Raw genomic sequence first — 23,278 nt, 5'->3', positions numbered from 1 at the left:
AGTTTAACGACGGTTCAGCGTGAGCAACTGATCCAGTTTCGCATTCATGCGTTCTTCTTTTTCACGTCTTAGCGCTTCTTGTTCCTGCTCTTTCTGGCGCTGCTTACGCAACTTATGCATTTCACGCAGCTGTTGGCGAGCATGCTCAGCTTCTTCTGCCGTGACTTCTCCGACTTCTTGACCTTGCAGATCAACACGGGCGGCACCCGCTTGCAAGCTGCGCAGATAGTTTGGAGAACGCACAAACGAGGCCAGTGCACGTTTAATCTTGTTTTTGGCGACCTTCGCATCGGCAATCAGATCTTCTTGGATTCCGATTTTCAAAGCACGCACCGGCTGGGCCGCAAACACCTGCGGATAGGCGTCTTGCAGCAACTGCAGAGCTGCCAAATTAGCAGCTCGATTTTTTGAACGCGCTTTAGGCGTGTTCTGGGCGTTCGATTCAACGGGTGCGGATGCGTTCACTCTGTTTCTCTCATTAGACAGCGAAGAGGATGTCTGCCAACGCGCCTCAGCTTGACTCAGGCGTGTTTCACATTCAGCCAAAAGATTTTCCATGGTTTGGCGCAGTAAGGCCAGATCAGGAGTCTCCCTTGCGGATGAAGTACTCATAGGTTTGATTCTGCTCTGACTGCTGTAAAAGTTCATGCCCTAAAAAGGTACAGAATTTTGGAATGTCACGTTGGGTTGAAGGATCTGTCGCCACCACCTGCAACACTTGGCCTGACGCCAGCTCACGCATACGACTGTGCAGCAACATCACAGGTTCTGGGCAAAAAAGACCCGAAGCATCTAATTGTGCATCGGCTGTTAGCTTTTCCATTGAAGATCCACGTTCATTCTTTCAGGGAATATTGTCGCAAATATCTTTTAGCAGAGGAATCCCAAAAGCAGGGATTCCCTGAATTCCAATCCTTGCTGATCACTGGCACTTTAATCAGAAGAGGATATGATTAAATTATCCCATCCGGAAACATAAGGAAAATAGAAAATGATCCGTGTCATGATCGAGCGTTTAGTCGCTGATGAACTGATTGAGCATTACGAGCGAATTGCTGGTGACACTCTGCAGCGCTCGATGCGCGTCAATGGTTTTATTTCAGGGGAGTCGCTACGCGATGTGATCAACCCGCGCCATCGTTTGGTGATCGCAACCTTTCGCACGCTACAAGACTGGCAGCGCTGGTACAGCTCAGAAGAAAGACGCGAGCTGTTAAGTCAAATCACCCCGATGCTAGAGCAAGAAGAGAAAATTACCATCTTTGAACATATTTAAGGATTCACCTGTCACCACTGACCGATCCGCTTGTCCCGCTAGGCTTCGCGCTGTGACAAGCGGCTTGTGGATCTCACCTCTGTTTATCTAAAGGGTCCAGCTTACGCAGATCCAAATGACAAGTGATCTCCTCACGATCATGGTAAAGATGTTTAGCCTGTAAACGAAAACGCTTACCCTCCTCCTTCAAAGCTTGACGCAACCTATCCAAGCACAACTCAACTTCTTTAAAACGTTGTTTCATCGGCAGTTTAAGATTAAAGATCATTTCCTGACACCAGCCCTCTAAGGCCCAATCGATCATGCGTTCAGTGACTTTAATAGGCTTATCCACCACATCACACACCATCCAATCCAAAGGCTTATCTGGACGATAAAGAAAGGCATCTTCGCGTCGATGCACCACTTGTCCTGATTCCATCAACTCAGCCTGCATAGGGCCGTTATCCACGGCATCCACAAACATACCCTGTTGAACCAACTGCCAAGTCCAACCTCCTGGTGCCGCACCTAAATCTGCGGCGCGCTTGCCGCCACCTACACGCGCGTCCCACTCCTGACGTGGAATAAACTGATGCCAAGCCTCTTCAAGCTTGAGCGTCGAGCGACTAGGAGCTTGCGCGGGGAACTTTAAGCGCAAAATACCGCGATCCTGGGCGCTACTGTTCGCCAAAGGGCTCACCCCTAACCACATTTCACGGCCTGAGAGCACAAAAAGATGCAGTCGCCAGGGCGAGGTATGTTGACGTGGCAGCAACACCCCCTGCTGCCGTAGATGATTGGCCAAGGCCGAACCCAATTTCCGCGCCAAAGTGCTCAACTCACGCCCTTCTGTCGTATCTGGAGTTTCCGCGACCAACTCCGAAGCTTGCGGCAAATAAACCGCCTGCTCGGCAAGCGGAGTGATGCGATCTTTCACTGGCAGGTCTTGCAATAGGGGTAAAGCGGCAAACCACTGCCGAGTAAAGATTAATTTTTGAAAGGCCAGACGCTGTAAGACAGGCAGAGCCTCCTCAAACAGATGGAATTCCACATACCCCTGATCCGGTTGAAAACGTGGATAACCTGCCACATCCAAATCCGCACACCGCTGGGCAAATTCACTGGCGCATTCAGGTTCAAAGCCGGGGCGACAATACAGCAGGACGATCTGGATAGAGGGCATGTTTTTAATCCAAAATTAAAACTTGTTAATTAATCAACTCATACTATGAAATGGGCAAAACAGACGCCTAAAACCCATCTAAGTTGCAGGCGTACGCAGAAAGAGGTTGATCTGCATCAAGTAAATAAAAAAAAGCTGGCGCAATCTCTACGCCCAAAGTTGCATAAAGAGCTGGACATAAGTGCTAAAGGCCCATCAAGTAAAATTCGCCACCAACAAAGCACTTCAGGATAAACACAAGTTTATCATATGCTTAGAGGATCAAATAATACAAAAATCCAGAGCAAGGTTTTTTATTTAGCGCCCCTTGGCTGCGACAAACTGCCGCAGCCACTTCGGGCATCACGTTGAAATACTAGGGTAATTCACTGATAATCGCCGGTGGAACTCTTCTTACTACTAACAGCTTGTTGATGAGAGCCTGATATGAGCATTGCAACTGATCACCCAACCTACAACTACAAGGTGGTGCGTCAATTCGCCATCATGACCGTTGTCTGGGGTATTGTCGGTATGGCCGTTGGCGTACTGATAGCAGCCCAGCTGGTCTGGCCGGCATTGAACTTCGACACCGCTTGGCTTTCCTTCGGACGCTTGCGTCCATTACACACCAACGCTGTAATCTTTGCGTTCGGTGGCTGTGCCCTGTTTGCAACGTCTTACTACGTTGTACAGCGCACCTGTCAAACTCGCCTGATCTCTGATGGTCTGGCCGCCTTTACCTTCTGGGGTTGGCAGCTGGTCATCGTGCTTGCGGCTATTACACTGCCATTAGGCTTTACCTCTGCTAAAGAGTATGCCGAACTGGAGTGGCCCATCGACTTGCTGATTACAGTGGTCTGGGTGGTTTACGCGATCGTGTTCATCGGAACCGTATTCAAGCGTAAAACAGCTCATATCTATGTTGCCAACTGGTTCTATATGGCTTTCATCATGGTTATTGCTGTCCTGCACGTTGTGAACAGTGCAGCGCTGCCAGTCTCTATGTGGAAGTCTTATTCAGCCTATGCAGGTACCATCGATGCGATGGTGCAGTGGTGGTACGGTCATAACGCGGTTGGATTCTTCCTGACTGCAGGCTTCTTGGGCATGATGTACTACTTCGTTCCTAAGCAGGCTAATCGTCCTATCTACTCTTACCGTCTGTCTATCGTTCACTTCTGGGCGCTGATTGCGACCTACATGTGGGCGGGTGGCCACCACTTGCATTACACCGCGTTGCCTGACTGGACCCAGTCGGTGGCCATGGTAATGTCTTTGATCCTGCTGGCGCCTTCTTGGGGCGGTATGATCAACGGTATGATGACCTTGTCTGGGGCTTGGCACAAACTGCGTACCGATCCAATCTTGCGCTTCCTGGTGGTGTCTCTGTCTTTCTACGGCATGTCCACCTTCGAAGGCCCAATGATGTCAATCAAGACGGTCAACGCTCTGTCTCACTACACTGACTGGACCGTGGGTCACGTACACTCGGGCGCTTTGGGCTGGGTGGCGATGATCTCTATCGGTGCGGTCTACCACCTGATTCCAAAAGTGTTTGGTAAAGCACAGATGTACAGCATCGGCTTGATCAATGTGCACTTCTGGATGGCAACTGTGGGTACCGTTCTGTACATCGTTTCCATGTGGGTCAACGGCATTCTGCAGGGCCTGATGTGGCGTGCAGTTAACCAGGACGGCACACTGACTTACAGCTTCGTTGAAGCTCTGGAAGCCAGCCATCCCGGCTACTTTGTGCGCACCTTGGGTGGAGCTATCTTCCTGACAGGTATGCTGTTCATGGCATACAACGTATGGCAGACCGTGCGTAGCGGCAGCTCCGTAAAAGCAGCAGAGCCAGAAGCTTCTGCCCAGACTGCATAAGCCGGACGAGGAGCCTAGTGTAATGATTAAACATGAAACGATAGAAAAGAACGTCGGCTTGATGGCCGTACTGATCATCCTGGTGATCAGTGGTGGTGGTCTTGCAGAGATTGTTCCTCTGTTCTTCAAAGACTCCACGACTAAGCCAATTGAAGGGTTACGTACCTACACGGCGCTTGAGCTGGAAGGTCGTGACATCTACATTCGTGAAGGTTGTAACGTCTGTCACACTCAGATGATCCGTCCTTTCCGTGCGGAAACTGAGCGTTATGGTCACTTCTCCACGGCGAATGAGCACGTTTGGGAACATCCATTCCTTTGGGGCTCAAAGCGTACAGGTCCAGAACTGGCACGTGTCGGTGGTCGTTACTCTGACGACTGGCAGCGCGCTCACCTGTATAACCCACGTGATGTAGTACCCGCATCAAAAATGCCATCTTACCCTTGGCTGTTTGACCGTCAGCTTGACGGCCGACTGACCGGTAAGAAGATGGAAACACTGCGTACTCTGGGTGTGCCTTACACCGATGAGCAGATCGCCAGTGCCGGTTCTGATGTTCAGGGTAAATACGAGATCGATGCTGTCGTAGCCTATTTGCAGGCTTTAGGACAGACCCACTCTAACTACAATACGCGGTAATTCATCGTGAGTTACGATGTATATGGCCCATTTATTCCGGTGATCATGTTGATCACCTTCATTGGACTCTTTGTTTGGGTGCTCCTGCCTCAAAACAAAAAACGCTTCAATGATGCTGCCCACCTCCCCTTCGCGGATGACGAAGAGAAGGATTCGGCAGCGGAAGCCAAACAGGCCAATAACGGGAGAGATGAAAAATGAGTGCTTTCTGGAGCGCGTGGATATCTGTGATCACCCTCGCGGTAATTCTGGGCTGTACTTGGTTGCTGTTTGCAACTCGTAAGGGCCAGAAGTACAACGAGACCACCGACAAAACCGTGGGTCATGCTTTTGACGGCATCGAAGAGTTGGACAACCCGCTACCCAGCTGGTGGTTCAAAATGTTCGTTGCGACGGTCATCTTTGGTCTGGTTTACTTGTTGCTCTACCCAGGCCTGGGTAACTTCAAGGGCCTGCTGGGCTGGACTTCACAGGGTCAGTGGGAAGAAGAAATGGCGTATGCCGAGCAGAACTATGCTCCGGTGTTTGCACGTTTCGCCGAGCTGTCAGTGGATGATCTGCTGCAGCCTGAAAATGCTGAAGGCCTGCGTATCGGTCAGCGTTTGTTCGCCAACAACTGCTCCGTCTGCCATGGTGTAGGCGGTGTGGGAGCTTACGGTTTCCCGAACCTGACTGACGATGATTGGCTGTACGGTGGTCATGAAGCGGCGATCAAAACATCTATCACCAACGGCCGTAATGGTGCGATGCCTGCTTGGGGCGACGTATTGGGCGAAGACGGCATTCGTGACATGGCTCATTTTGTTTTGAGCCTGAGCAATGCCGAGCATGATGCCGAATCTGCTGCACGTGCACAGCCGCAGTTTGGTGCGCTCTGTGCCGCCTGTCATATGCCTGATGGTACCGGCATGCACGCTCTGGGTGCACCGAACCTAACCAATGGCATTTGGCTCTATGGTGGCAGCTTCGAACAGATCGCTCAGACTCTGCGTCATGGACGTTTTGGTGTGATGCCTGCGTTCAACGGCCTACTGTCTGAAGATCAGATTCATCTGATTACAGCCTACGTAAAAAGCCTCAGCAACTAAGCCGAGGTGAGTCTTGCGCACTAAGTTGCGCAAAACTCAGCAAAAAAAAAGAAGGGTGGTATGATGTAAGTCATATCACCCTTTTTTTTAGCTCGTTATGCTATGTATCAGAGTTATCTAATACATAGTTTTCCAATGATCGGCAGGCCCCATTATGAAACAGATACCGGTTAAAGATGTTACGCCGAAAAAAAGCAATGAGAGCGTCCAAACCTACGATCTCTACGCCAAGCGCGAACACATCTACGTTAAATATTACCGTGGTTTTTTCAAGAATCTGCGCAGCCTTTCCGGCTTTGTCCTGCTCTTTATGTTTTTTGCTTTTTCTTGGCTACAATGGGAGGGTCGTCAAGCCATCCTATTTGATCTACCTAACCGCCAATTCCATATCTTTGGCATGACTTTCTGGCCACAGGATTTTATGCTGCTGTCCTGGCTCTTAATCATCCTGGCCTTTGTGCTATTCTTCGTGACCGTGTTTGCTGGCCGCCTCTGGTGTGGTTATTCCTGCCCACAATTTGTTTGGACCTGGTTCTACATTTGGGCCGAACGGATTACAGAAGGGGATCGTAACCAGCGTATGCGCCAAGATAAGGGGCCCAATACCCCGGAAAAAATCCTACGCAAAACGGCTAAACACAGCCTTTGGATATTGATTGCCGCTGCCACCGCCATTGCTTTTGTCGGTTACTTCTCCCCGATTCGCGAACTCATTCCCAACCTGTTGAGCTTTAATCTGGGTCCCTGGGAGATCTGGTGGTTAGGCTTTTTCACGGTTGCGACCTACGGCAATGCCGGTTGGTTGCGTGAACAGGTATGCATCTATATGTGCCCCTACGCTCGCTTCCAGAGCGTCATGTTTGATCAGGACACCTTGATTATCTCCTATGATGAAGCTCGGGGTGAAAAACGCGGCAAACGCAAAAAAGATACCGACTATAAAGCCGAAGGTTTAGGTGACTGTATCGATTGCCATGCCTGTGTCCATGTCTGTCCGGTTGGCATCGATATCCGCGATGGTTTGCAATATGAGTGTGTCGCCTGCGGTGCCTGCATTGATGCCTGTGATGAAATCATGGATAAGATGGGCTATCCACGCGGGCTGGTTCGTTACACCACCGAACACTCCCTCAGCGGTAACAAAACCAAAATCATGCGCCCACGTCTGATCGGTTATTTTGCCGCCATGATGATCATGATCTTTGCTTTTGTATATGTACTGTCTAACCGCATCCCATTAGAGTTTGATGCCCTGAGAGATCGCGGTGAACTTTATTCCCAACTGGAACAGGGCCGCATTATTCAAAACGTCTACACCCTAAAGATCGCCAACAAAGAACAGGTTGATCGTCAGTATCGTATTAATGTTACAGGTATTGAAGGTTTACGCCTGATCAATGAAGCGGTCGTCAACGTGCGCTCAGGTGAGTTACTGGATTACCCTGTTCGGGTACAACTGGACACAAATTTACTCACTTCCGCGAACTCTCCGATACTTTTTAGTGTCGAAGCGCTGGATTCGGAGCAGATTCGCGCCAGCACCGAAAGTCGATTTATGGGCCCCGCCCCGCGACGTTAGCCTAGGCCAGAACCTAACAGGCCCATCTTACCCCCCTAACAGGCGGGTCTTGACTGGAGCCTGTTAGGCAAATTTGGGTATAATCGGCGGCTTAAGAATGCCGCCCTTTTTTTGAGGTTATTATGCAACAGGAAACCGCAAGCATCCCCCCTTGGTACAAACAACCCTGGCTCTGGTTCATTTTGACCCCAATCCTCGCGGCGATGACCGTTGGTTTTATTATGCTTGCCGTCGCCATTGGCCAGTACCGTCTCGATCCTCCTTTAGATCGTGACTTTGCGCGGGATGGCCGTGGTTATGTGTTAGATGAAACCAAGGAGGAAAACGCAGAGCGTTTGGGATTAAGTGCTGAACTGCGTCTGGATGAACTCACCGGAGAAGCCCTGCTGGAAATGAAAGGGACCCTACCGACTGAACTGCGCATGATTGAATTACATATTAAAGTGGGCGCCAACCACATGCGCGACCATGTGATTCCGCTGCACCGGATTGCCGATCTCAACAGTTTTAACGGCAGTCTGAAATCCGCTTTAACCACGCGCAGTGAGCTGATCCTTGTCCCTGAGGTCGGTGATTGGCATCTCACCTATGTTGCCCACCCACCTTTTGAGAACAAGATCATTTCGTTTATTCCTTAAAGTTGAGACACAGGCCCCTCTGAATGCGTAATTCATCGAACGTTGATTCCTCCCTAGCATGTTTCCACTGTGGTTCTCCTGTTCCCAAAGGCAGTGATTTCACCACACTTATCCAGGGTGAAAAGCGTTCCATGTGTTGCCCAGGCTGCCAAGCTGTGGCGGAGACCATAGTGTCTGGGGGGTTGGATAATTTTTATCGTCACCGCGGTGATGATGTCCGCTCCGAAACCGGCGATCTACTCCAGCTCCAGGAGCTGACACAGGAATTAGCTCTGTACGATCGCCCAGATGTACAAAAAACCTTTGTGAGTGGCATGGAAAGCGATACCTATGATGCCATGTTGGTGATTGAAGGGATCAGCTGTGCTGCGTGTATCTGGCTGTTAGAAAATCATCTTTCACGCCAAGCCGGTGTGGTGCGTTTCAGTGTGAATCTGAGCAACCACCGTGCCCATCTCTTATGGAAACCGGATGAAGTTAAACTCAGCCATCTGTTAGCCGAAATTATTCAAGTTGGCTACAAAGCCCATCCCTATCATCCCGATAAAGAAGAACAACTGTTACAACAAGAGCATAAACGCTCGGTCATTCGTTTAGGCATCGCCGGTATTGGTTCGATGCAGGCCATGATGTTTGCCGGAGCTCTTTATGCGGCCGATATGTCCGGTGGCATGGAAGATAAATACGTTTTACTCATGCGCTGGGCGAGTTTAGTGGTTTCCACACCGGTCATTCTTTACGCCGCACTCCCCTTTTTACGCAACGCCTTGCGTGACATTAAAGCTCGACACCTGACCATGGATATTCCCGTCTCCATCGCCATCTGGGGCGGTTATGTCGCGAGTGTCTGGGCAACCGCCTTTGATACGGGTGAGATCTATTTTGAATCGGTCACCATGTTCACCTTTTTCTTACTCATCGGTCGCTTTATGGAGATGAAGGCCCGCCAACGTACCGGCTCTGCGGGTAATGCTTTGATGGATCTTTTACCCACGAGTGCAACCCGTATCTTAGCGGGCGGCACTGAAGAGTTAGTTCCCGCCACCGATCTGCGCCCTGGAGATCGCATATTGATTAAGCCCGGGCATACGATTCCTGCCGATGGCATTATTCGCCAAGGTGTAAGTTCGGTCGATGAATCCGCGCTCACCGGTGAATACATGCCGCTGAGCAAACGCCGTGGCGATAAGGTGGTCGGCGGGACGATTAATGTCGAAAGCTTATTGGAAGTCGAAGTCACCACGGTGGGTGAAAAAAGCCGCCTCTCTTCCATCGTGCGCCTATTGGATCGTGCTCAAACCGAAAAGCCACGCATTGCTCAGATCGCGGACAAGGTTGCCAGCTATTTTGTCGGTGCCACTCTGATCGTGGCAATTGCGGTCTATACAGCTTGGTATTTTATTGAACCGGCCAGTGCTTTCTGGGTGACGCTAGCGGTCTTGGTCGTCACCTGCCCTTGCGCCCTATCTTTAGCCACACCCACCGCCCTAACAGCCGCCACCGGCACCCTACGCCAAGCCGGTCTTTTGATCACCCGTGGCCATGTTTTGGAATCCTTCAGTAAAGCCACACATATTCTCTTCGATAAAACCGGAACCCTGACTGAGGGGCGCCTGGCTCTGCAAGAAACTCATCCGCTTGCTGAACTCAGTCGCAACGAGCTGTTGCGCATTGCGGCCGCGCTAGAGGCTCAATCAGAACACCCGATAGCACGTGCTTTTAAACCCTGGTGGGAAGTGTCTGCCGATCAAGTTGAAATGACCCTCGGACAGGGTATTCAAGGCCAGGTAGATGGACAGCGTTACCGTATCGGTAAACCCGAATACTGCCAAGCATTATACCAGGGCGCCCTGCCTGACATGCCCGATCAAGAAAGACAGTGGATCCTGCTGGCGAATGAAACCTCGGCGCTCGGCTGGTTTGCACTCGATGACCAGATCCGCCGTGAGGCCTATGAAACCCTTTCTGCGTTGCAAAAGATGGGGTTAAAAGTACAGATGGTGTCCGGCGACACCTCGCCCGCCGTGGCACGTACAGCCGAAAAACTCGGCATCACAGAAGTCTACTCCGGTATGAGTCCAGAACAGAAATTAGAGCATATTTCACAACTACAGTCGCAAGGTGCACGTGTCATCATGGTGGGTGATGGCATCAATGACATTCCCGTTCTGGTCGGTGCTCAAACCTCTGTTTCCATGGGGGCAGCAACCGATCTGGCCAAAACCAACGCCGATGCGGTCCTAATCAATAACCATCTGAAAACCCTGGTAGACGGTATTCTCTTGTCACGCAAAACCGAACGCATCATCAAAGAGAACCTTGGCCTTTCTTTGGCTTATAACGTGATTGCCCTGCCGGCGGCATCTATGGGTATGATTCCGCCCTATATTGCATCGATAGGCATGACCGCCAGTTCCCTGGTGGTGGTGGGGAATGCTCTACGCCTCACGCGCCGTCCACCCAAAGCCGCCGTTGTGCGCTCCTCCTCTCTGACCACCCCCGCTAAGGCAGGTACCTAATGGAAATTGTGATCCTTTTAATTCCTATCGCGTTGATCCTGACCGGTATCGCCTTCTGGGCCTTCTTCTGGAGCGTGAAAACCGGACAGTTTGATGATCTCGACGCCCCGGCACACAGCATTCTATATGATGATGACGAAGAGCTCATTCCTGAAGATGCGCGCCTCTCTGCTGAAGAAAAGGCGACCGCACAGGCCTTAGAAAAAGTGGCCGAGCAAGACAACAAGCCTGCACGCGATGCCTGAAACCCTCGCCTTCTCGACTGCGCTCTTGATTGGTCTACTTGGCAGCACCCACTGTCTTGGCATGTGCGGTGGCATCGCCGCCAGTCTCGGCTTAAAAACCCCAACACAAAGCTTTCATCCCGGTCTTTTTTTACTGGCCTATAATCTAGGTCGCATCAGCAGCTATGGGCTGGCCGGAATCTTGATGGGCTCTTTGGGTGCGGCCTTGATCAGCGCTGAAGGTGGGTTACTTCTGCGTAGTCTAGCCGGCCTTTTACTGGTGAGTATGGGGCTATATGTTAGCCGCTGGTGGACCGGGCTGACTCGACTCGAATCACTCGGAGGCTATGTCTGGCGTTATTTACGCCCTTTGGCCAGCCGCTTAATGCCGGCACGCAATCCTCTACAAGCCTTAGCCTTGGGCGCTGTCTGGGGCTGGTTACCCTGTGGTTTAGTCTACAGCACTCTACTCTGGTCAGCCGCAGCCGGTAGTCCTGAAAAAAGTGCACTGCTGATGCTCGGCTTTGGCCTGGGCACCTTACCGGCCATGCTGATTACCGGTGTCCTAGCGCAACAGATGCAGCAGCTTTTGAAGAAACGTCTGACCCAGCAATTAGCCGGAACCACCTTAATCCTGTTGGGCCTCTTGACCCTACCCTGGCAAGGCTGGTTGCAAGCACTGAGTTGATCCGTATCAAGATGGACTCGGTGACCCCAGGTTATACTGACCACCTTCAAGCTTTGACAAAGGAAACTCTTGTGACCGAACCTATCCATATCGAATGGGACCCCGCTCTGATTCAGCGTTATGATCTCTCCGGTCCACGTTATACCTCCTACCCGACGGCTGTTCAGTTTGATCCGAATCTAAAAGCCGAGGAGCTGATTCAACGTGCGCAAGCCAGTGCACAAGTCGACACCCCTTTGTCGCTCTATGTTCATATCCCTTTTTGTGCACACGTTTGTTATTACTGTGCCTGTAACAAGGTGATCACACGCAATCGTGATCGTGCACAACCCTACCTCGACACTCTCTATCAAGAGATGGCACAACTCTCACAATGGTATGCTCAAGATCGATGTGTGGATCAGCTGCATTGGGGTGGCGGCACGCCGACTTTTATCAGTGATGAACAGATGATTGAGTTGATGGGCCAACTGCGTCGTCATTTTAAGCTGCGTGATGATGATCAGGGGGACTATTCGATTGAGCTGGACCCTCGAGAAGTGGGCGTTGATACACTCAGAGTTTTACGCGAAATTGGCTTTAACCGTGTCAGCTTAGGCGTACAGGACCTCGATCCTAAAGTACAAGCCGCGGTTAATCGTCTTCAGCCGTTAGCGCAAACACAAGCCGTTCTGGATGAGGCTCGCCGCCTCGGCTTTCGCTCGATCAATATGGATTTGATCTACGGTTTACCGCATCAAACGGAAGCGGGATTTGCGCAAACTCTGGAGCAGGTGATCGCGATGAATCCAGATCGCCTCTCGGTGTTTAACTATGCCCATCTGCCGGATCGTTTTCGTTCACAAAAACATATTCGTCAAGAGGATCTTCCCTCTGCCTCAACTAAACTGAACATCCTGCAGCACAGCATTCAACGCCTGCAAGAAGCAGGTTATGTCTACATAGGGATGGATCATTTTGCCAAGCCGGATGACAGCCTGACGCGCGCACAAGAGAGCGGCGCACTGCATCGTAACTTCCAGGGTTACACTACACATGCCGAGTGTGATCTGGTGGCGATGGGCGTTTCAGCGATCAGCCAAATCGGCTCGGTCTATTATCAAAATTTGACCGACCTTAGCGCTTACACGGCTGCCGTCGCTGACCAGGCACACGCCATCCATCGTGGTGTTCTGCTACACGAAGACGATCGTTTACGCAGTCGTATCATTAAGCAATTAATTTGTCATTTTGAGTTGGACCCCGCCCCTATCGAGCAAGCGTTCCAGATAGATTTTGATCAGTACTTCGCTGCCGAGCAGGCAGAGCTCGCGCAACTGGCCGAAGATGGTTTGCTGCGTTTTCAAGGGCGTAAACTTCAGGTCACGCCTGCCGGACGCTTGCTTATCCGTCGTATCTGTATGACCTTTGATGCTTACATCCCGGTGCGCAATGCCGTCAGCGGTTTTTCCCGTATCATCTAGTCGTCTGTCACCCACCTTGACCTGATTCGCGCAGGTGGGTGACAAATTCCACGCCCTCGCCTTCACCCTCTCGGCTAAATGTTACATAATGCCAGCGATTTGCTTACGCTTATGACTGTCATTAAGGATTTGAGAATGGATGAGAAGCCGACCTCCGCTAAGCTCCACACTTTGCGTCAGGCACATTGTGGCACCTGCAGCCTAAGCTCTTTGTGTCTTCCCGTCTCATTGAATCTGACCGACATGGATCGACTCGATAAGATTATCGATAAGAGTCGGCCTCTGAAAAAGGGTGAGTATCTGTTTAACCAGGGAGAGTCCTTCCGTAGCCTCTACGCCATACGTGCTGGCTCAGTGAAATGCTTCAGTGTCAGTAACGAGGGCGATGAACAGATCACCGGTTTTTATTTTCCCGGCGAGTTGGTGGGTTTAAGCGGCATGGATACCGAAAGTTATCCGGTTTCAGCACGTGTTCTCGAAACCACGACCGTCTGTGAAATCCCCTATGAGCGCCTAGACGATCTGGCCGGTCATCTGCCTGAACTTAGGCGCCAGATTATGCGTACCATGAGCAAAGAGATTGGTAACGACCAACAGATGATGCTTTTACTTTCAAAGAAAAATGCCGAACAGCGTTTAGCGACTTTTTTGATGAAACTGTCTGAGCGTTTTCGTGAGCGTGGTTATTCAGCTAACTGCTTCCGCCTGAGCATGTCACGCAATGAAATCGGTAACTATCTTGGTTTAGCCGTTGAAACCGTGAGCCGTGTACTGACACGCTTTCAAAGCCAGGATCTGATTCGTGTGGAAGGTAAAGAGATCAGCCTCGTCGATTATGATCAGCTCTTTGCACTCTCGGGTGAGTGCCAAGATACCCAACGCTGCCCTAACACTTCGCTGTAACTCAGCGATTCTATACCGCTTAAAATTTCGGCCCTGCCTGATGGAGTCTGTCATGTCTTACGATGAGTTTTATATTAAATCAGTGGTGCGCGCGATTCCTGACTGGCCTGAGGCGGGCGTCATCTTCCGTGATGTCACCCCCGTATTCAAAGATCCACGTGCCATGCGCATGGTATGTGATGCCTTTATTCAACGTTATATGCGAACCGGGATTACCCATATTGCCAGCGTTGACGCGCGCGGTTTTCTGCTCGGTTCAGTGGTGGCCTATCAACTCAACCTACCCCTGGTCCTGATCCGAAAAAAAGGTAAACTGCCGGGCACAACCCTGTCACGAGAGTATCAGCTGGAATACGGTAAAGCCGCTATCGAAATGCAAACCGATGCATTGGAACCCGGCAATCGTGTCGTTATTTTTGATGATTTGATTGCCACGGGCGGCACTCTACTGGCCGCGATTTCTTTGATCCATGAATTGGGGGCGGAAGTGGAAGAGGTCGCCGCCTTAATTGACCTACCCGATCTTGAGGGTTCACAACGGATTCAAGACAGCGGCATCCCTGTGCATGCGCTCCTCGCGTACGAGGGGTTATAAGCGCGTATGAAACCCTTCCGTAATGCTCTGATCTATCGCTGGCAAGCCCCAGACACCTGGAATGAAGAAACACTCGACGCGGCTCTTGCTCAGCACCCTTTTGTCCCCTGCTCACGCCATGAACAACACCGTCATGGCTGGATAGCACCCGTCAGCTTCAGCGAAGAGTGTGTGTTCGCCAAACAAGGCGCTCAACTGATCAGCTTCCTAGAAGAAGATAAGGTGGTACCCGCTGCAGCCTTGCGTGACGAAGTCGAACAACGCGTAGCCGTCATCGAAGATTCCGAGGCCCGCAAAGTCTATCGCAAAGAACGTGAGCAAATTAAAGATGAAGTGATGCTGGAGTTTCTGCCACGTGCCTTCAGCCGTCGTAAAGTGACACGCGCGCTTCTCCTGGCCCAAGAAGGTTGGATCCTGATCGATGCAGGCAGCTTTAAAGTCGCAGAACGCCTGCTCAATGCCCTGCGTGAAGCACTCGGGAGCCTACTGGTTCGCCCGCTCGCCGTGAATCAAGCACCGGCCAGTGTGATGACACAATGGTTACTAGACCTGAACAGCCAAGCGCCAGGCTTTGAACTGGAAGATGAATGTGAGTTGCGTGATACCGGCGAAGAAGCCGGCATCATTCGCATCAAAGGCCAAGAACTGATGCGTGAAGAGATCCAAGCGCACCTACAACAGGGGATGCAAGCCACGCGTTTGGCACTGGTCTGGCAAGAACAGCTACGCTTTCTGCTCCATGCCGACCTCAGCTTACATCGCTTCAAGTTGACGGATCAGTATGCCGAGCAGCAGGATCAAGAGCGCTCCGATGATGAACAAGCGGATGCCGAAACCCAATTAGTACAGATGAGCCTAGAATTTAAACGCCTCTTACCCCAGCTGATCGAGTGTTTCGGGGGTGAAGTGAGCCTGTAAGGATCGCTGCACAGAGAACGCAAGCCGCAGAGAACGTAAGTGCGGCTCTCTTTTCAGCCTAATGCCGATAAGCTTTAATATCCGAGGTCATTGTGTACAGCGTCAAAGAAGTGTTTTACAGCTTACAAGGTGAAGGGGCTCAGAGTGGTCGACCGGCCATCTTCTGCCGCTTTAGCGGCTGCAATCTCTGGTCTGGGCGTGAACAAGATCGCGCCAGCTCGGTTTGCCGGTTTTGTGATACCGACTTCATCGGCACCGATGGTCAGAATGGAGGTAAGTTTGCCAGCCCGGAGGCACTGGTCGCACATCTGCTGAGCTTATGGCCATCCAACTCAGGCGTCTCCCCTTATGTCATCTGCACCGGAGGCGAACCGGCCTTACAGCTCGATCAAGCACTCGTGGATGCTTTGCATGCACAGGGGGTCGAAATCGCGATTGAAACCAACGGTACCCGCCCCTTGCCTAAAGGCCTAGATTGGATCTGTGTCAGCCCCAAGGCAGATTCAGATGTGATCATTCAGCAAGGGGATGAGTTAAAACTGGTCTATCCTCAGGTTGAAATCCAACCTGAGCAATGCCAACACTGGTCTTTTAAGCATTTTTATCTACAACCCATGGATTCGCCTGAACGACAGGCCCATTTGCAAGCCTGCCTGGACTACTGCTTAACCCATCCACAATGGAAGCTCAGCTTACAAACCCACAAGATCCTGGGGATCGATTGAGGCAAGCCTGCTTGCCTCTCTTTTTATACAAGCGCTTGATTAACACACCGCATTAACGCGCCGCCCAAACGTATAAACTTCTTAAGCCCTGCCGATTGCGCCAGCCAATCAGCAAAAGGGCTGGAACCTGCATCAACACCCCATAGAGCAACACCACGGCTGACATCTGTGGATTCTGTAGCAGGGTGCCGGTCACCACCAAGGCGGTACCGGCATTCTGCAGCCCTGTCTCAATCAACAAAGTGATTTGCTGGCCATCATTTAAGCCCACTAAACGCGCCATTCCATAACCACACAGCATGGCTAAGAGCACCAGCAGCACCACAGGCCAGAACATCTCAGCCAAGAGCGTCTCCAAACGCACGCGTTGTGTCCACACCAATAAAAGCACGGTGCTGAGCATTAATAAAAAGGCAAGACGGCGCATCGGTGCCTGTAAACGCTGACTGAAGCCAGGCCAGCGTTGGTGCATCAGGACGCCTAAGACCACTGGTAAGAGCGCGATCAAGAGCATCTGCAGAATGGCCTGCATAACAGGAAAGACCAAGGCTTCGGATTGCCCCAACCAGAGACTCAGCCACCAAGCCGTGATCAAGGGAATGCTAAAAGGCGTAATCAAGCTGGTGATGGCGGTCAAGGACACGGAGAGTGCGGCATCACCGCGTGCCAATAATGAGATCGCATTCGATGTAGCGCCTCCCGGTGCCAGTGTCAGTATTAACAAACCCAGGGCGAGCACAGGCGGTAACGCAAACAGCCAAACCACCAACCATCCGAGCAGCGGCAGGAGTAAAAGCTGCAAGACCAACCCTAAGCCTATGGGTAAGGGCTGACGAAACACCTGTTTAAAGTCATCCAGCTTGAGTGCGATACCGACACTGAACATGATGATAAACAGAGACAGGGGTAAAAATACCTGCCCGATGAGTGCAGAAGACATGTACCAACCTTAGAAAAATAAAACGGATAAAAGCAGTATCTCAGAAGCGGCTTGTGCGTTGCAAAAATGTTTTCGCCTCTGTCATCAACTCTTCACAGGGCCGAAATCTAGGTGTCATCAGGCCTGCCCCCGCCTACCCACAGGATCTGTGGATAAGTCTGTGAAAAGTGCGCACATAACCCTCAGCATCGCCCATGAAATCACGCCTGAACACAGATTGGTTATTTTTTAACCAGTTAAAAAATCCCTTATTTATTAGCTAGTTATATATGTCAATTGGCTTTTTTAGCACGAATTCCATTTTTTCCGATGTCTTCGCAGGCGACCCTCCCTAGATCTGAAGCCTGTGTAAGTGTCAACCCCAAAAACAGCAGGTTACCCACAAATCTCATCAAGGGATGATGACCTCACCGAAGAGGCCTCGCTGTCAAGACTGGAGGCGAGTGAGACAAATCGCTACACTTTCGCTTTAACATGATGAGGTACCTGGCATGCAGGAAGTTTTAGATACACGACGCCGAGCTGGACAGAAGGTCAGCATCATCGGTGCGCTGGTCAACTCCCTGCTGAGTCTACTGAAAATTATCGTCGGCTATTTAGCGGGATCGGCGGCCTTAGTGGCCGATGGGTTTCACTCACTGTCGGATGTGGTCACCGATTTTATGGTGGTTTTTCTCCTCGGCATTTCACACAAACAAGCCGATGATAACCATCCTTGGGGCCATGGACGCTTTGAAACGCTCGGCACGCTGGTGCTGGCCATCATCTTAATGGCCGTGGCCGGCTTAATGGCCTATGACAGCTTAAAACTCCTCTTTTCCGGCGAGATCCCACCCCCACCCGGCGCGCTAGCACTTGCTGTCGCCGCACTATCCATTATCGCTAATGAAGGGTTATTTTTTTACACCCTAAAAGTGGGTAAAGAGATCAACTCGAATCTGATTATTGCCAATGCCTGGCATCATCGCAGCGACTCCTTATCTTCGATTGTCGTCTTAATCGCAATTGCCGGTGCTATGCTGGGTATCTGGTGGTTAGACGCCTTAGCTGCCGTACTGGTTGCTCTGTTAATCGGTAAAATCGGCCTGGATCTTTTATTGCGCAGTCTGTCGGAGCTGGTCGATACCGGCTTACCGCCTGAGCGCGTGCATGAACTCACCGAAACCGCTTTATCCGTCGATGGTGTACTCGATGTCCATAACTTTAAAAGTCGCTCTATGGGCGGCCAGACACTCTTAGAGATGCATCTGCAGGTCGCTGAGCACTTGAGTGCTTCAGAAGCTCACTTTATTGGTGATGCCACAAGCCGTCGCCTGCGTGAACGTTTTGATGAGATTAGCCATATCATCTACCACATAGATACCTATGATGATCAAGAGATGCCTGCGCTCGACCAGCCTTCTTTCCCGGCACGCCCGGAAATCACACAACACCTCGATGCCGTGCTGAGTCGTATGTTGGGTGAGCTGCCTGACTATGAATTGATGATCTACTACTCACCGCGTCGCATTGATCTGGATATACAGTTTAATGCAGAGATCTGGCCACTCTTAAGTCAGCAATCGCTTGCCGCACAGGTTCTGGAGAAGGGATTACATGAAGAGTTAAAGGGGCTGAACTGGTTTGGTCGGATCAGCTGCTGGTTACCGGCTCAAGGCCATCACCCACTGCCCGATTAAGCAGTGGGTGATGCGAGATGAGCGCGCCATTCGATCAGCCGTAGGTGCGGGTCGGCTCACGCAGCGTCACAAACTCTTCAGCCGCGGTCGGATGTATCCCGATCGTGGCATCAAAATGAGCCTTAGTCGCGCCCGCTTTCATGGCGACCGCGATCCCCTGAATAATCTCACCGGCATCAGCACCGACCATGTGGGCACCCACGACCCGATCACTCTCGGCATCCACCAACAACTTCATCAGAGTGCGCTCCTGACTGCCGGTCAGGGTGTGCTTCATCGCACGAAACTCTGAGCGGAATACCTGTAAACGTGGATAGGTTGCACGTGCCTGTTCCTCGGTGAGTCCAACCGTCGCAATATTGGGCTGACAGAAGACCGCCGTCGGGATCAACTCATAATCCACCTGTCCCGAACCCTGAGCATAGAGCGCACGCACCAGCGCCATTCCCTCTGCCAAAGCCACAGGGGTCAGTTGCACGCGATTGATGACATCACCGATCGCATAGATCGAATCGACCGAGGTCTGGAAGTTTTCATTAACTTCAATCGCACCCTGAGCGTTGGTTTTCACCCCTGCCGCTTCTAAGCCTAAATTATCGGTCTTCGGACGGCGTCCGGTCGCGTAAAACACCAGATCCACTTCCTGACTTTGACCGTCAGCCATGTCTACTTGCAAAGCCCCCGAACTTAAACGCTGAATTGCTTTCACATCCTGATTAAAGGCCAGCTTCACGCCTTTTTTGGCCACTTCTTGAGCGGCAAACTCACGCACTTCCTGATCAAACCCCCGTAGGAAAAGATCACCACGGTAGACCAGCTGTGTTTGAGCACCCAGCCCTGCAAAAATACCGGCGAACTCCACCGCGATATAGCCACCACCGACCACCAGTACCCGTTTTGGAAAGACCTCCAGATCAAATACCTCATTTGAGCTGGTAATCCACTCTTTGCCGGGAAGATCTGGGATATTCGGCCAACCGCCAGGGGCTAAAAGAATACGTTCTGCTGAATAGATCTGCTCACCGACCTGCACGCGATGCGCATCCAGCAAACGTGCTCGACCTTCAATCAGCGTACAACCGGAATTCACCAAGAGATTACGATAGATGCCGTTCAAACGGCTGATCTCAGCTTTTTTATTGTCACGCAAGCGCGGCCAATCAAACTCGACCTCTGTCGCCTGCAAGCCATAACCGGGAGCTTCAGCAAAGGCCTGCGCGAACTCCGACGCATACACATACAGTTTTTTCGGCACACAGCCGACGTTGACACAGGTGCCGCCCAAATAACGCTCCTCTGCGACCGCAACCTTAACTCCCATGGCGGCGGCCATACGCCCAGCACGCACTCCACCGGAGCCGGCTCCGATTACAAACAGATCAAAATCAAATGCGCTCATTAGCATCCTCTAATTCAACTTAATGATTTGCCTAGAATAGGCTAGATTGGCTGCAAAATGCCAATCAATGGCAACAAAGCTCGAAATAGCCAGAGTTTATCAAACTTAAGGTTTACCTAGCCGGACTCTACTCAATAGAATAAAGTCTTTGTCTTTTTAGCTTACACAGGGTTCCTCGGCATGAAATTGGTTTCATTTAATACCAACAGTATCCGTATGCGTCTGCATCAGTTACAAGCACTGATCGACACCCATCAACCTGATCTGATTGGTATACAAGAAACCAAAGTCACAGATGCCGAGTTCCCGGTCGCAGAGATTGAGGCTCTGGGTTATCACGCCTACTTTTTTGGACAAAAAACCCACTATGGTGTCTGCATCCTGTCCAAAACTCCGGCGCTTTCGATTGAAAAAGGCTTCCCCGGTGAAGATGAAAGCGCTCAACGCCGCCTGATTCTGGGTGAGTTTGTCAGTCCTAAGGGCCAAACTTATACCTTGATTAACGGTTACTTTCCGCAGGGAGAAAGCATTGATCATGCCATCAAGTTTCCCGCTAAGCGTAAATTCTATGCTGATCTGCAAAACCTGCTGGAAACCCGCTACCAGCCCGATCAGCCACTTGCGGTGATGGGCGATTTTAATATCTCACCCGAAGACACAGATATTGGTATCGGTGAAGCGAACCGTAAACGCTGGCTGAAGACCGGAAAAACCAGCTTCCAACCGGAAGAGCGTGAATGGATGGAACGCTTAAAAGCTTGGGGGTTACAGGACACCTATCGAGTGATTCATCCTGAGCGCAATGATCGTTTTAGCTGGTTTGATTACCGCAGTAAGGGGTTTGAAGATGAACCCAAACGTGGCCTGCGTATCGATACCATTCTGGCCACAGCCTGCTTAAGCCAGTGCTGCACCGCCAGTGATATCGACTATGCGGTGCGTGGCATGGAGAAACCCTCCGATCATGCGCCGGTTTGGTCAAGCTTCGATTTCTGAGCAGGTTTGACCCAATCCCTCGCTGGAATCAGGCCACACTGGATTTAACAATAAGGCCAGACACACCAGCGTGAAGGTAAACGACAGTTGGGGAGCTGCTGCTCATAACGAGCGGCTTGCTGCTCAACTCGACGTGCCACTTGCATCAGCCAGGGTTTGGCTTCGTAGGTGCGACGTCGAAACCCACCATGCCCTTCGTGATAATTCAAATAAAGATGATATGCATCTTGCAAAGACACTCCATTCCGGCGCTGGGATTCTGCGTTGTACCAACCAATAAAATCCAGAGCATCGTCCATATTGGTGCGGCTAGCAAAACGTCGTCCGGTGGCTTGCTGATAATCTTTCCAGGTTCCATCCTGTGCCTGCGCATAACCATAAGCTGAGGATTGACGTGGCAAAGGCACAAAGCCCAAAAAATAAGGACGTGGCGGACGTGCATTGTGCACAAATGCCGACTCCTGCTGCACAAAGGCTTTTTGAATCGCCACCGAAGTCCCCCAGCGCTGCTCAGAGGCCTTAGCGGCTCGATACCAATTCGGCTCATGGGCAATCACATCACAAATATTCGTTTGCGCACTGGCCGAAGGCGGACGACTGGCACAGCCACTGATCAACCCGAAGAACAGCAGGTAGAACACCCACTGGATGAGAATCGAACACTTCATGCGGCCTGAAACTCCTCACGTTTAAACAAACTGACCAATGGCTGCTGCATCGCGTCTTCGGCATAGGATTGGATAGACTCTAGATGTTGGATACTGGCCAACAACCAGGGCGGTGCATCCGCTAAAGTGGGATAGCTTTGCGGCATCGGCCAAGGCAAAGCACGCACTAAATCCAGCAGCGTAAAATCATTCAAATCACGCGCCAGCAGATAACGCCCTTGCGCATTACGCTGCATAATTTTGGCTTGTAAAAGGGGCTGTTGATAGGCATCCCAACGCGACTGATTCAGACCCGGCTGGGCTTTAATAATGTCTAAGTCCGAGCAAGCGCGTCCTTGTCTTTGCGCTTGCCAAAGTTGGTTCAGCACCGATAAGAGGGTCACCAGAGGCGGCTCATCTCGGAGGCGCTGTTTAAAGCTGTAGACCGCCAAGGCACGACTTAACTCAGCGCCCAAAAGGATAATCACCCAGCTGATAAAGATCCACGCCAGAAACATAGGCACCGCAGCAAAAGCGCCATAGATCAGTTCATAAGATGGAAACTGGGTGACAAAAAACGCAAAGCTACGTTTAGCCAGCTCAAACATCAGTGCGGCTGCGATCCCGCCGATGGCCGCCGCCGCAAGCGGCACACGACAATTGGGCACCGCTGCATACAGCAGCATAAACGCGATCGCAGAAAACAAGATGGGCAAAGAGGCAAACAAGCGCCCAGGGCCGACCACTTCCGAGGCACTGGTAAAGGCCGGTAACGCGGTGATATAGGAGGTCACCACTAACCCCAACCCCACCAGTAAAGGCCCTAAACTGAGTACCGCCCAATAGAGTAAGAAACTGGAGATCCCACGCCTGGGCTCTTGAACACGCCAAATGCGATTCAGCGCAGCTTCAATATTTTTCATCATCATAATCGAGGTGATGATCAAAAAGAGTACCCCGATCGCCGTCAAACGCCGTGCCTGAGCGGTGAAGTCTTGTAAATAGGTATGCACCACTTCACCGGTTGCGGGCACAAAATTTTCCAACACCCAAGCCTGTACTGTTTCACCCACTCCTTGAAAATTCGGTATCGCCGCCAGCATGGCATAAGACACCGTGACTAAGGGCACCACGGCAAACAGAGTGGTATAAGTCAATGCTGAAGCGTTGAGGATGCCTTGGTTAGCGATAAATTGACGGACAAGATCTCGAATAAACAAGAAAAGAACTTTGGGTTCTAATTCAGGCAGTTTCACAGGTTTTTTCCTATTGGTTGGTCTGGCCTAGTCTGAGATATACAATAGCGGGCCGCTAAACACAAACCACTCGACCC

Annotated in this window: 24 protein-coding genes; 17 read left to right on the top strand and 7 right to left on the bottom strand. The window is 51.2% G+C overall.

The features are described from left to right. Positions 1–3 precede the first annotated feature (3 nt). Both E1H14_RS03805 and tusA read right to left on the bottom strand, forming a co-directional pair. A complete protein-coding gene (locus E1H14_RS03805; RefSeq protein WP_235017377.1) occupies positions 4–612 on the bottom strand; it encodes a ProQ/FINO family protein in 609 nt (202 codons plus the stop codon). Next, positions 581–823 carry a sulfurtransferase TusA gene (gene tusA, locus E1H14_RS03800; RefSeq protein ID WP_149390124.1) on the bottom strand — a complete coding sequence of 81 codons (243 nt, stop codon included), beginning with the start codon at positions 821–823 and terminating at the stop codon, positions 581–583. The genes E1H14_RS03805 and tusA overlap by 32 nt, the downstream gene beginning before the upstream one ends. A gap of 168 nt (positions 824–991) precedes the next feature. On the opposite strand from tusA, the gene E1H14_RS03795 reads away from it, so the two are divergent. Then, complete coding sequence (locus E1H14_RS03795) at positions 992–1,276, top strand: antibiotic biosynthesis monooxygenase family protein (protein WP_149390123.1); 285 nt, start codon at positions 992–994, stop codon at positions 1,274–1,276. A gap of 73 nt (positions 1,277–1,349) precedes the next feature. On the opposite strand, the gene rlmM is transcribed toward E1H14_RS03795, so the two are convergent. Next, positions 1,350–2,441: a 23S rRNA (cytidine(2498)-2'-O)-methyltransferase RlmM gene (rlmM, locus tag E1H14_RS03790; RefSeq protein ID WP_149390122.1), complete on the bottom strand. Its 1,092-nt coding sequence runs from the start codon at positions 2,439–2,441 to the stop codon at positions 1,350–1,352. A gap of 426 nt (positions 2,442–2,867) precedes the next feature. Here rlmM and ccoN point away from each other — a divergent pair, with 426 nt between their 5' ends. The 14 genes from ccoN to queE all read left to right on the top strand — a co-directional run bounded on the left by ccoN (position 2,868) and on the right by queE (position 16,284). Then, a complete protein-coding gene (ccoN, locus tag E1H14_RS03785; RefSeq protein WP_149390121.1) occupies positions 2,868–4,304 on the top strand; it encodes a cytochrome-c oxidase, cbb3-type subunit I in 1,437 nt (478 codons plus the stop codon). Between the two features lie 22 nt (positions 4,305–4,326). Then, the gene (gene ccoO / locus E1H14_RS03780; RefSeq protein ID WP_456093775.1) at positions 4,327–4,944 is read left to right on the top strand and encodes a cytochrome-c oxidase, cbb3-type subunit II; all 618 of its coding nucleotides are present in this window, start codon (positions 4,327–4,329) and stop codon (positions 4,942–4,944) included. Positions 4,945–4,950: 6 nt separating this feature from the next. Beyond that, the gene (locus tag E1H14_RS03775; protein WP_149390120.1) at positions 4,951–5,145 is read left to right on the top strand and encodes a cbb3-type cytochrome oxidase subunit 3; all 195 of its coding nucleotides are present in this window, start codon (positions 4,951–4,953) and stop codon (positions 5,143–5,145) included. Next, a complete protein-coding gene (gene ccoP, locus E1H14_RS03770) occupies positions 5,142–6,032 on the top strand; it encodes a cytochrome-c oxidase, cbb3-type subunit III (protein WP_149390119.1) in 891 nt (296 codons plus the stop codon). Before E1H14_RS03775 ends, ccoP begins: the two co-directional genes overlap by 4 nt. Before the next feature lie 154 nt (positions 6,033–6,186). Then, the gene (gene ccoG, locus E1H14_RS03765; RefSeq protein ID WP_149390118.1) at positions 6,187–7,611 is read left to right on the top strand and encodes a cytochrome c oxidase accessory protein CcoG; all 1,425 of its coding nucleotides are present in this window, start codon (positions 6,187–6,189) and stop codon (positions 7,609–7,611) included. A gap of 122 nt (positions 7,612–7,733) precedes the next feature. Further along, positions 7,734–8,249 (top strand): FixH family protein, encoded by a 516-nt coding sequence (locus E1H14_RS03760; protein WP_149390117.1) that lies wholly within the window; start codon positions 7,734–7,736, stop codon positions 8,247–8,249. A 23-nt stretch (positions 8,250–8,272) separates the two neighbouring features. Further along, positions 8,273–10,768 (top strand): heavy metal translocating P-type ATPase, encoded by a 2,496-nt coding sequence (locus E1H14_RS03755; protein ID WP_149390116.1) that lies wholly within the window; start codon positions 8,273–8,275, stop codon positions 10,766–10,768. Continuing rightward, entirely contained in the window at positions 10,768–11,013 is a 246-nt protein-coding gene (gene ccoS / locus E1H14_RS03750) for a cbb3-type cytochrome oxidase assembly protein CcoS (protein ID WP_149390115.1), read from the top strand. The genes E1H14_RS03755 and ccoS overlap by 1 nt, the downstream gene beginning before the upstream one ends. Then, positions 11,006–11,680 (top strand): sulfite exporter TauE/SafE family protein, encoded by a 675-nt coding sequence (locus tag E1H14_RS03745; RefSeq protein WP_149390114.1) that lies wholly within the window; start codon positions 11,006–11,008, stop codon positions 11,678–11,680. Before ccoS ends, E1H14_RS03745 begins: the two co-directional genes overlap by 8 nt. Before the next feature lie 71 nt (positions 11,681–11,751). Continuing rightward, positions 11,752–13,143, top strand: coding sequence for an oxygen-independent coproporphyrinogen III oxidase (gene hemN, locus E1H14_RS03740; RefSeq protein WP_235017376.1), 1,392 nt, complete (start codon positions 11,752–11,754; stop codon positions 13,141–13,143). 135 nt (positions 13,144–13,278) lie between these two features. Continuing rightward, positions 13,279–14,046: a fumarate/nitrate reduction transcriptional regulator Fnr gene (gene fnr, locus E1H14_RS03735; protein ID WP_149390112.1), complete on the top strand. Its 768-nt coding sequence runs from the start codon at positions 13,279–13,281 to the stop codon at positions 14,044–14,046. 52 nt (positions 14,047–14,098) lie between these two features. Beyond that, positions 14,099–14,641, top strand: a complete 543-nt coding sequence (locus E1H14_RS03730; RefSeq protein ID WP_149390111.1) for an adenine phosphoribosyltransferase — start codon at positions 14,099–14,101, stop codon at positions 14,639–14,641. A 6-nt stretch (positions 14,642–14,647) separates the two neighbouring features. Beyond that, positions 14,648–15,559 carry a recombination-associated protein RdgC gene (locus E1H14_RS03725; RefSeq protein WP_149390110.1) on the top strand — a complete coding sequence of 304 codons (912 nt, stop codon included), beginning with the start codon at positions 14,648–14,650 and terminating at the stop codon, positions 15,557–15,559. A 92-nt stretch (positions 15,560–15,651) separates the two neighbouring features. Further along, complete coding sequence (queE, locus tag E1H14_RS03720; RefSeq protein ID WP_149390109.1) at positions 15,652–16,284, top strand: 7-carboxy-7-deazaguanine synthase; 633 nt, start codon at positions 15,652–15,654, stop codon at positions 16,282–16,284. Between the two features lie 52 nt (positions 16,285–16,336). On the opposite strand, the gene E1H14_RS03715 is transcribed toward queE, so the two are convergent. Next, on the bottom strand, positions 16,337–17,224 hold the full coding sequence (locus E1H14_RS03715; protein ID WP_149390108.1) for a bile acid:sodium symporter family protein: 888 nt from the start codon (positions 17,222–17,224) through the stop codon (positions 16,337–16,339). Positions 17,225–17,715: 491 nt separating this feature from the next. On the opposite strand from E1H14_RS03715, the gene E1H14_RS03710 reads away from it, so the two are divergent. Beyond that, positions 17,716–18,903 (top strand): cation diffusion facilitator family transporter, encoded by a 1,188-nt coding sequence (locus E1H14_RS03710; RefSeq protein ID WP_149390107.1) that lies wholly within the window; start codon positions 17,716–17,718, stop codon positions 18,901–18,903. Positions 18,904–18,937: 34 nt separating this feature from the next. On the opposite strand, the gene gorA is transcribed toward E1H14_RS03710, so the two are convergent. Next, the gene (gorA, locus tag E1H14_RS03705; RefSeq protein WP_149390106.1) at positions 18,938–20,302 is read right to left on the bottom strand and encodes a glutathione-disulfide reductase; all 1,365 of its coding nucleotides are present in this window, start codon (positions 20,300–20,302) and stop codon (positions 18,938–18,940) included. Between the two features lie 180 nt (positions 20,303–20,482). On the opposite strand from gorA, the gene xthA reads away from it, so the two are divergent. Then, a complete protein-coding gene (gene xthA, locus E1H14_RS03700; RefSeq protein ID WP_149390105.1) occupies positions 20,483–21,298 on the top strand; it encodes an exodeoxyribonuclease III in 816 nt (271 codons plus the stop codon). A 44-nt stretch (positions 21,299–21,342) separates the two neighbouring features. Here xthA and E1H14_RS03695 read toward each other — a convergent pair whose 3' ends face one another. Then, on the bottom strand, positions 21,343–21,966 hold the full coding sequence (locus E1H14_RS03695; RefSeq protein WP_149390104.1) for a transglycosylase SLT domain-containing protein: 624 nt from the start codon (positions 21,964–21,966) through the stop codon (positions 21,343–21,345). Further along, positions 21,963–23,201: a YihY family inner membrane protein gene (locus tag E1H14_RS03690; protein ID WP_235017375.1), complete on the bottom strand. Its 1,239-nt coding sequence runs from the start codon at positions 23,199–23,201 to the stop codon at positions 21,963–21,965. Before E1H14_RS03690 ends, E1H14_RS03695 begins: the two co-directional genes overlap by 4 nt. Positions 23,202–23,278: the final 77 nt, after the last annotated feature.

This window comes from Nitrincola tapanii, from assembly GCF_008368715.1.
Lineage (GTDB): Bacteria > Pseudomonadota > Gammaproteobacteria > Pseudomonadales > Balneatricaceae > Nitrincola > Nitrincola tapanii.
The sequence above is the reverse complement of the archived record's forward strand: the minus strand, read 5'-3'. Positions and strand labels throughout refer to the sequence as shown.

What these genes read in the sequence shown, in the direction of transcription:
- E1H14_RS03760 (WP_149390117.1), top strand. Translation starts at nt 7,734, where the DNA reads ATGCAACAGGAAACCGCAAGCATCCCCCCTTGGTACAAACAACCCTGG.
- E1H14_RS03730 (WP_149390111.1), top strand. Translation starts at nt 14,099, where the DNA reads ATGTCTTACGATGAGTTTTATATTAAATCAGTGGTGCGCGCGATTCCT.
- ccoG (WP_149390118.1), top strand. Translation starts at nt 6,187, where the DNA reads ATGAAACAGATACCGGTTAAAGATGTTACGCCGAAAAAAAGCAATGAG.
- E1H14_RS03695 (WP_149390104.1), bottom strand. Translation starts at nt 21,966, where the DNA reads ATGAAGTGTTCGATTCTCATCCAGTGGGTGTTCTACCTGCTGTTCTTC.
- E1H14_RS03715 (WP_149390108.1), bottom strand. Translation starts at nt 17,224, where the DNA reads ATGTCTTCTGCACTCATCGGGCAGGTATTTTTACCCCTGTCTCTGTTT.
- E1H14_RS03725 (WP_149390110.1), top strand. Translation starts at nt 14,648, where the DNA reads ATGAAACCCTTCCGTAATGCTCTGATCTATCGCTGGCAAGCCCCAGAC.
- E1H14_RS03710 (WP_149390107.1), top strand. Translation starts at nt 17,716, where the DNA reads ATGCAGGAAGTTTTAGATACACGACGCCGAGCTGGACAGAAGGTCAGC.
- E1H14_RS03755 (WP_149390116.1), top strand. Translation starts at nt 8,273, where the DNA reads ATGCGTAATTCATCGAACGTTGATTCCTCCCTAGCATGTTTCCACTGT.
- tusA (WP_149390124.1), bottom strand. Translation starts at nt 823, where the DNA reads ATGGAAAAGCTAACAGCCGATGCACAATTAGATGCTTCGGGTCTTTTT.
- ccoS (WP_149390115.1), top strand. Translation starts at nt 10,768, where the DNA reads ATGGAAATTGTGATCCTTTTAATTCCTATCGCGTTGATCCTGACCGGT.
- gorA (WP_149390106.1), bottom strand. Translation starts at nt 20,302, where the DNA reads ATGAGCGCATTTGATTTTGATCTGTTTGTAATCGGAGCCGGCTCCGGT.
- rlmM (WP_149390122.1), bottom strand. Translation starts at nt 2,441, where the DNA reads ATGCCCTCTATCCAGATCGTCCTGCTGTATTGTCGCCCCGGCTTTGAA.
- ccoN (WP_149390121.1), top strand. Translation starts at nt 2,868, where the DNA reads ATGAGCATTGCAACTGATCACCCAACCTACAACTACAAGGTGGTGCGT.
- E1H14_RS03805 (WP_235017377.1), bottom strand. Translation starts at nt 612, where the DNA reads ATGAGTACTTCATCCGCAAGGGAGACTCCTGATCTGGCCTTACTGCGC.
- ccoO (WP_456093775.1), top strand. Translation starts at nt 4,327, where the DNA reads ATGATTAAACATGAAACGATAGAAAAGAACGTCGGCTTGATGGCCGTA.
- xthA (WP_149390105.1), top strand. Translation starts at nt 20,483, where the DNA reads ATGAAATTGGTTTCATTTAATACCAACAGTATCCGTATGCGTCTGCAT.
- ccoP (WP_149390119.1), top strand. Translation starts at nt 5,142, where the DNA reads ATGAGTGCTTTCTGGAGCGCGTGGATATCTGTGATCACCCTCGCGGTA.
- E1H14_RS03745 (WP_149390114.1), top strand. Translation starts at nt 11,006, where the DNA reads ATGCCTGAAACCCTCGCCTTCTCGACTGCGCTCTTGATTGGTCTACTT.
- E1H14_RS03795 (WP_149390123.1), top strand. Translation starts at nt 992, where the DNA reads ATGATCCGTGTCATGATCGAGCGTTTAGTCGCTGATGAACTGATTGAG.
- fnr (WP_149390112.1), top strand. Translation starts at nt 13,279, where the DNA reads ATGGATGAGAAGCCGACCTCCGCTAAGCTCCACACTTTGCGTCAGGCA.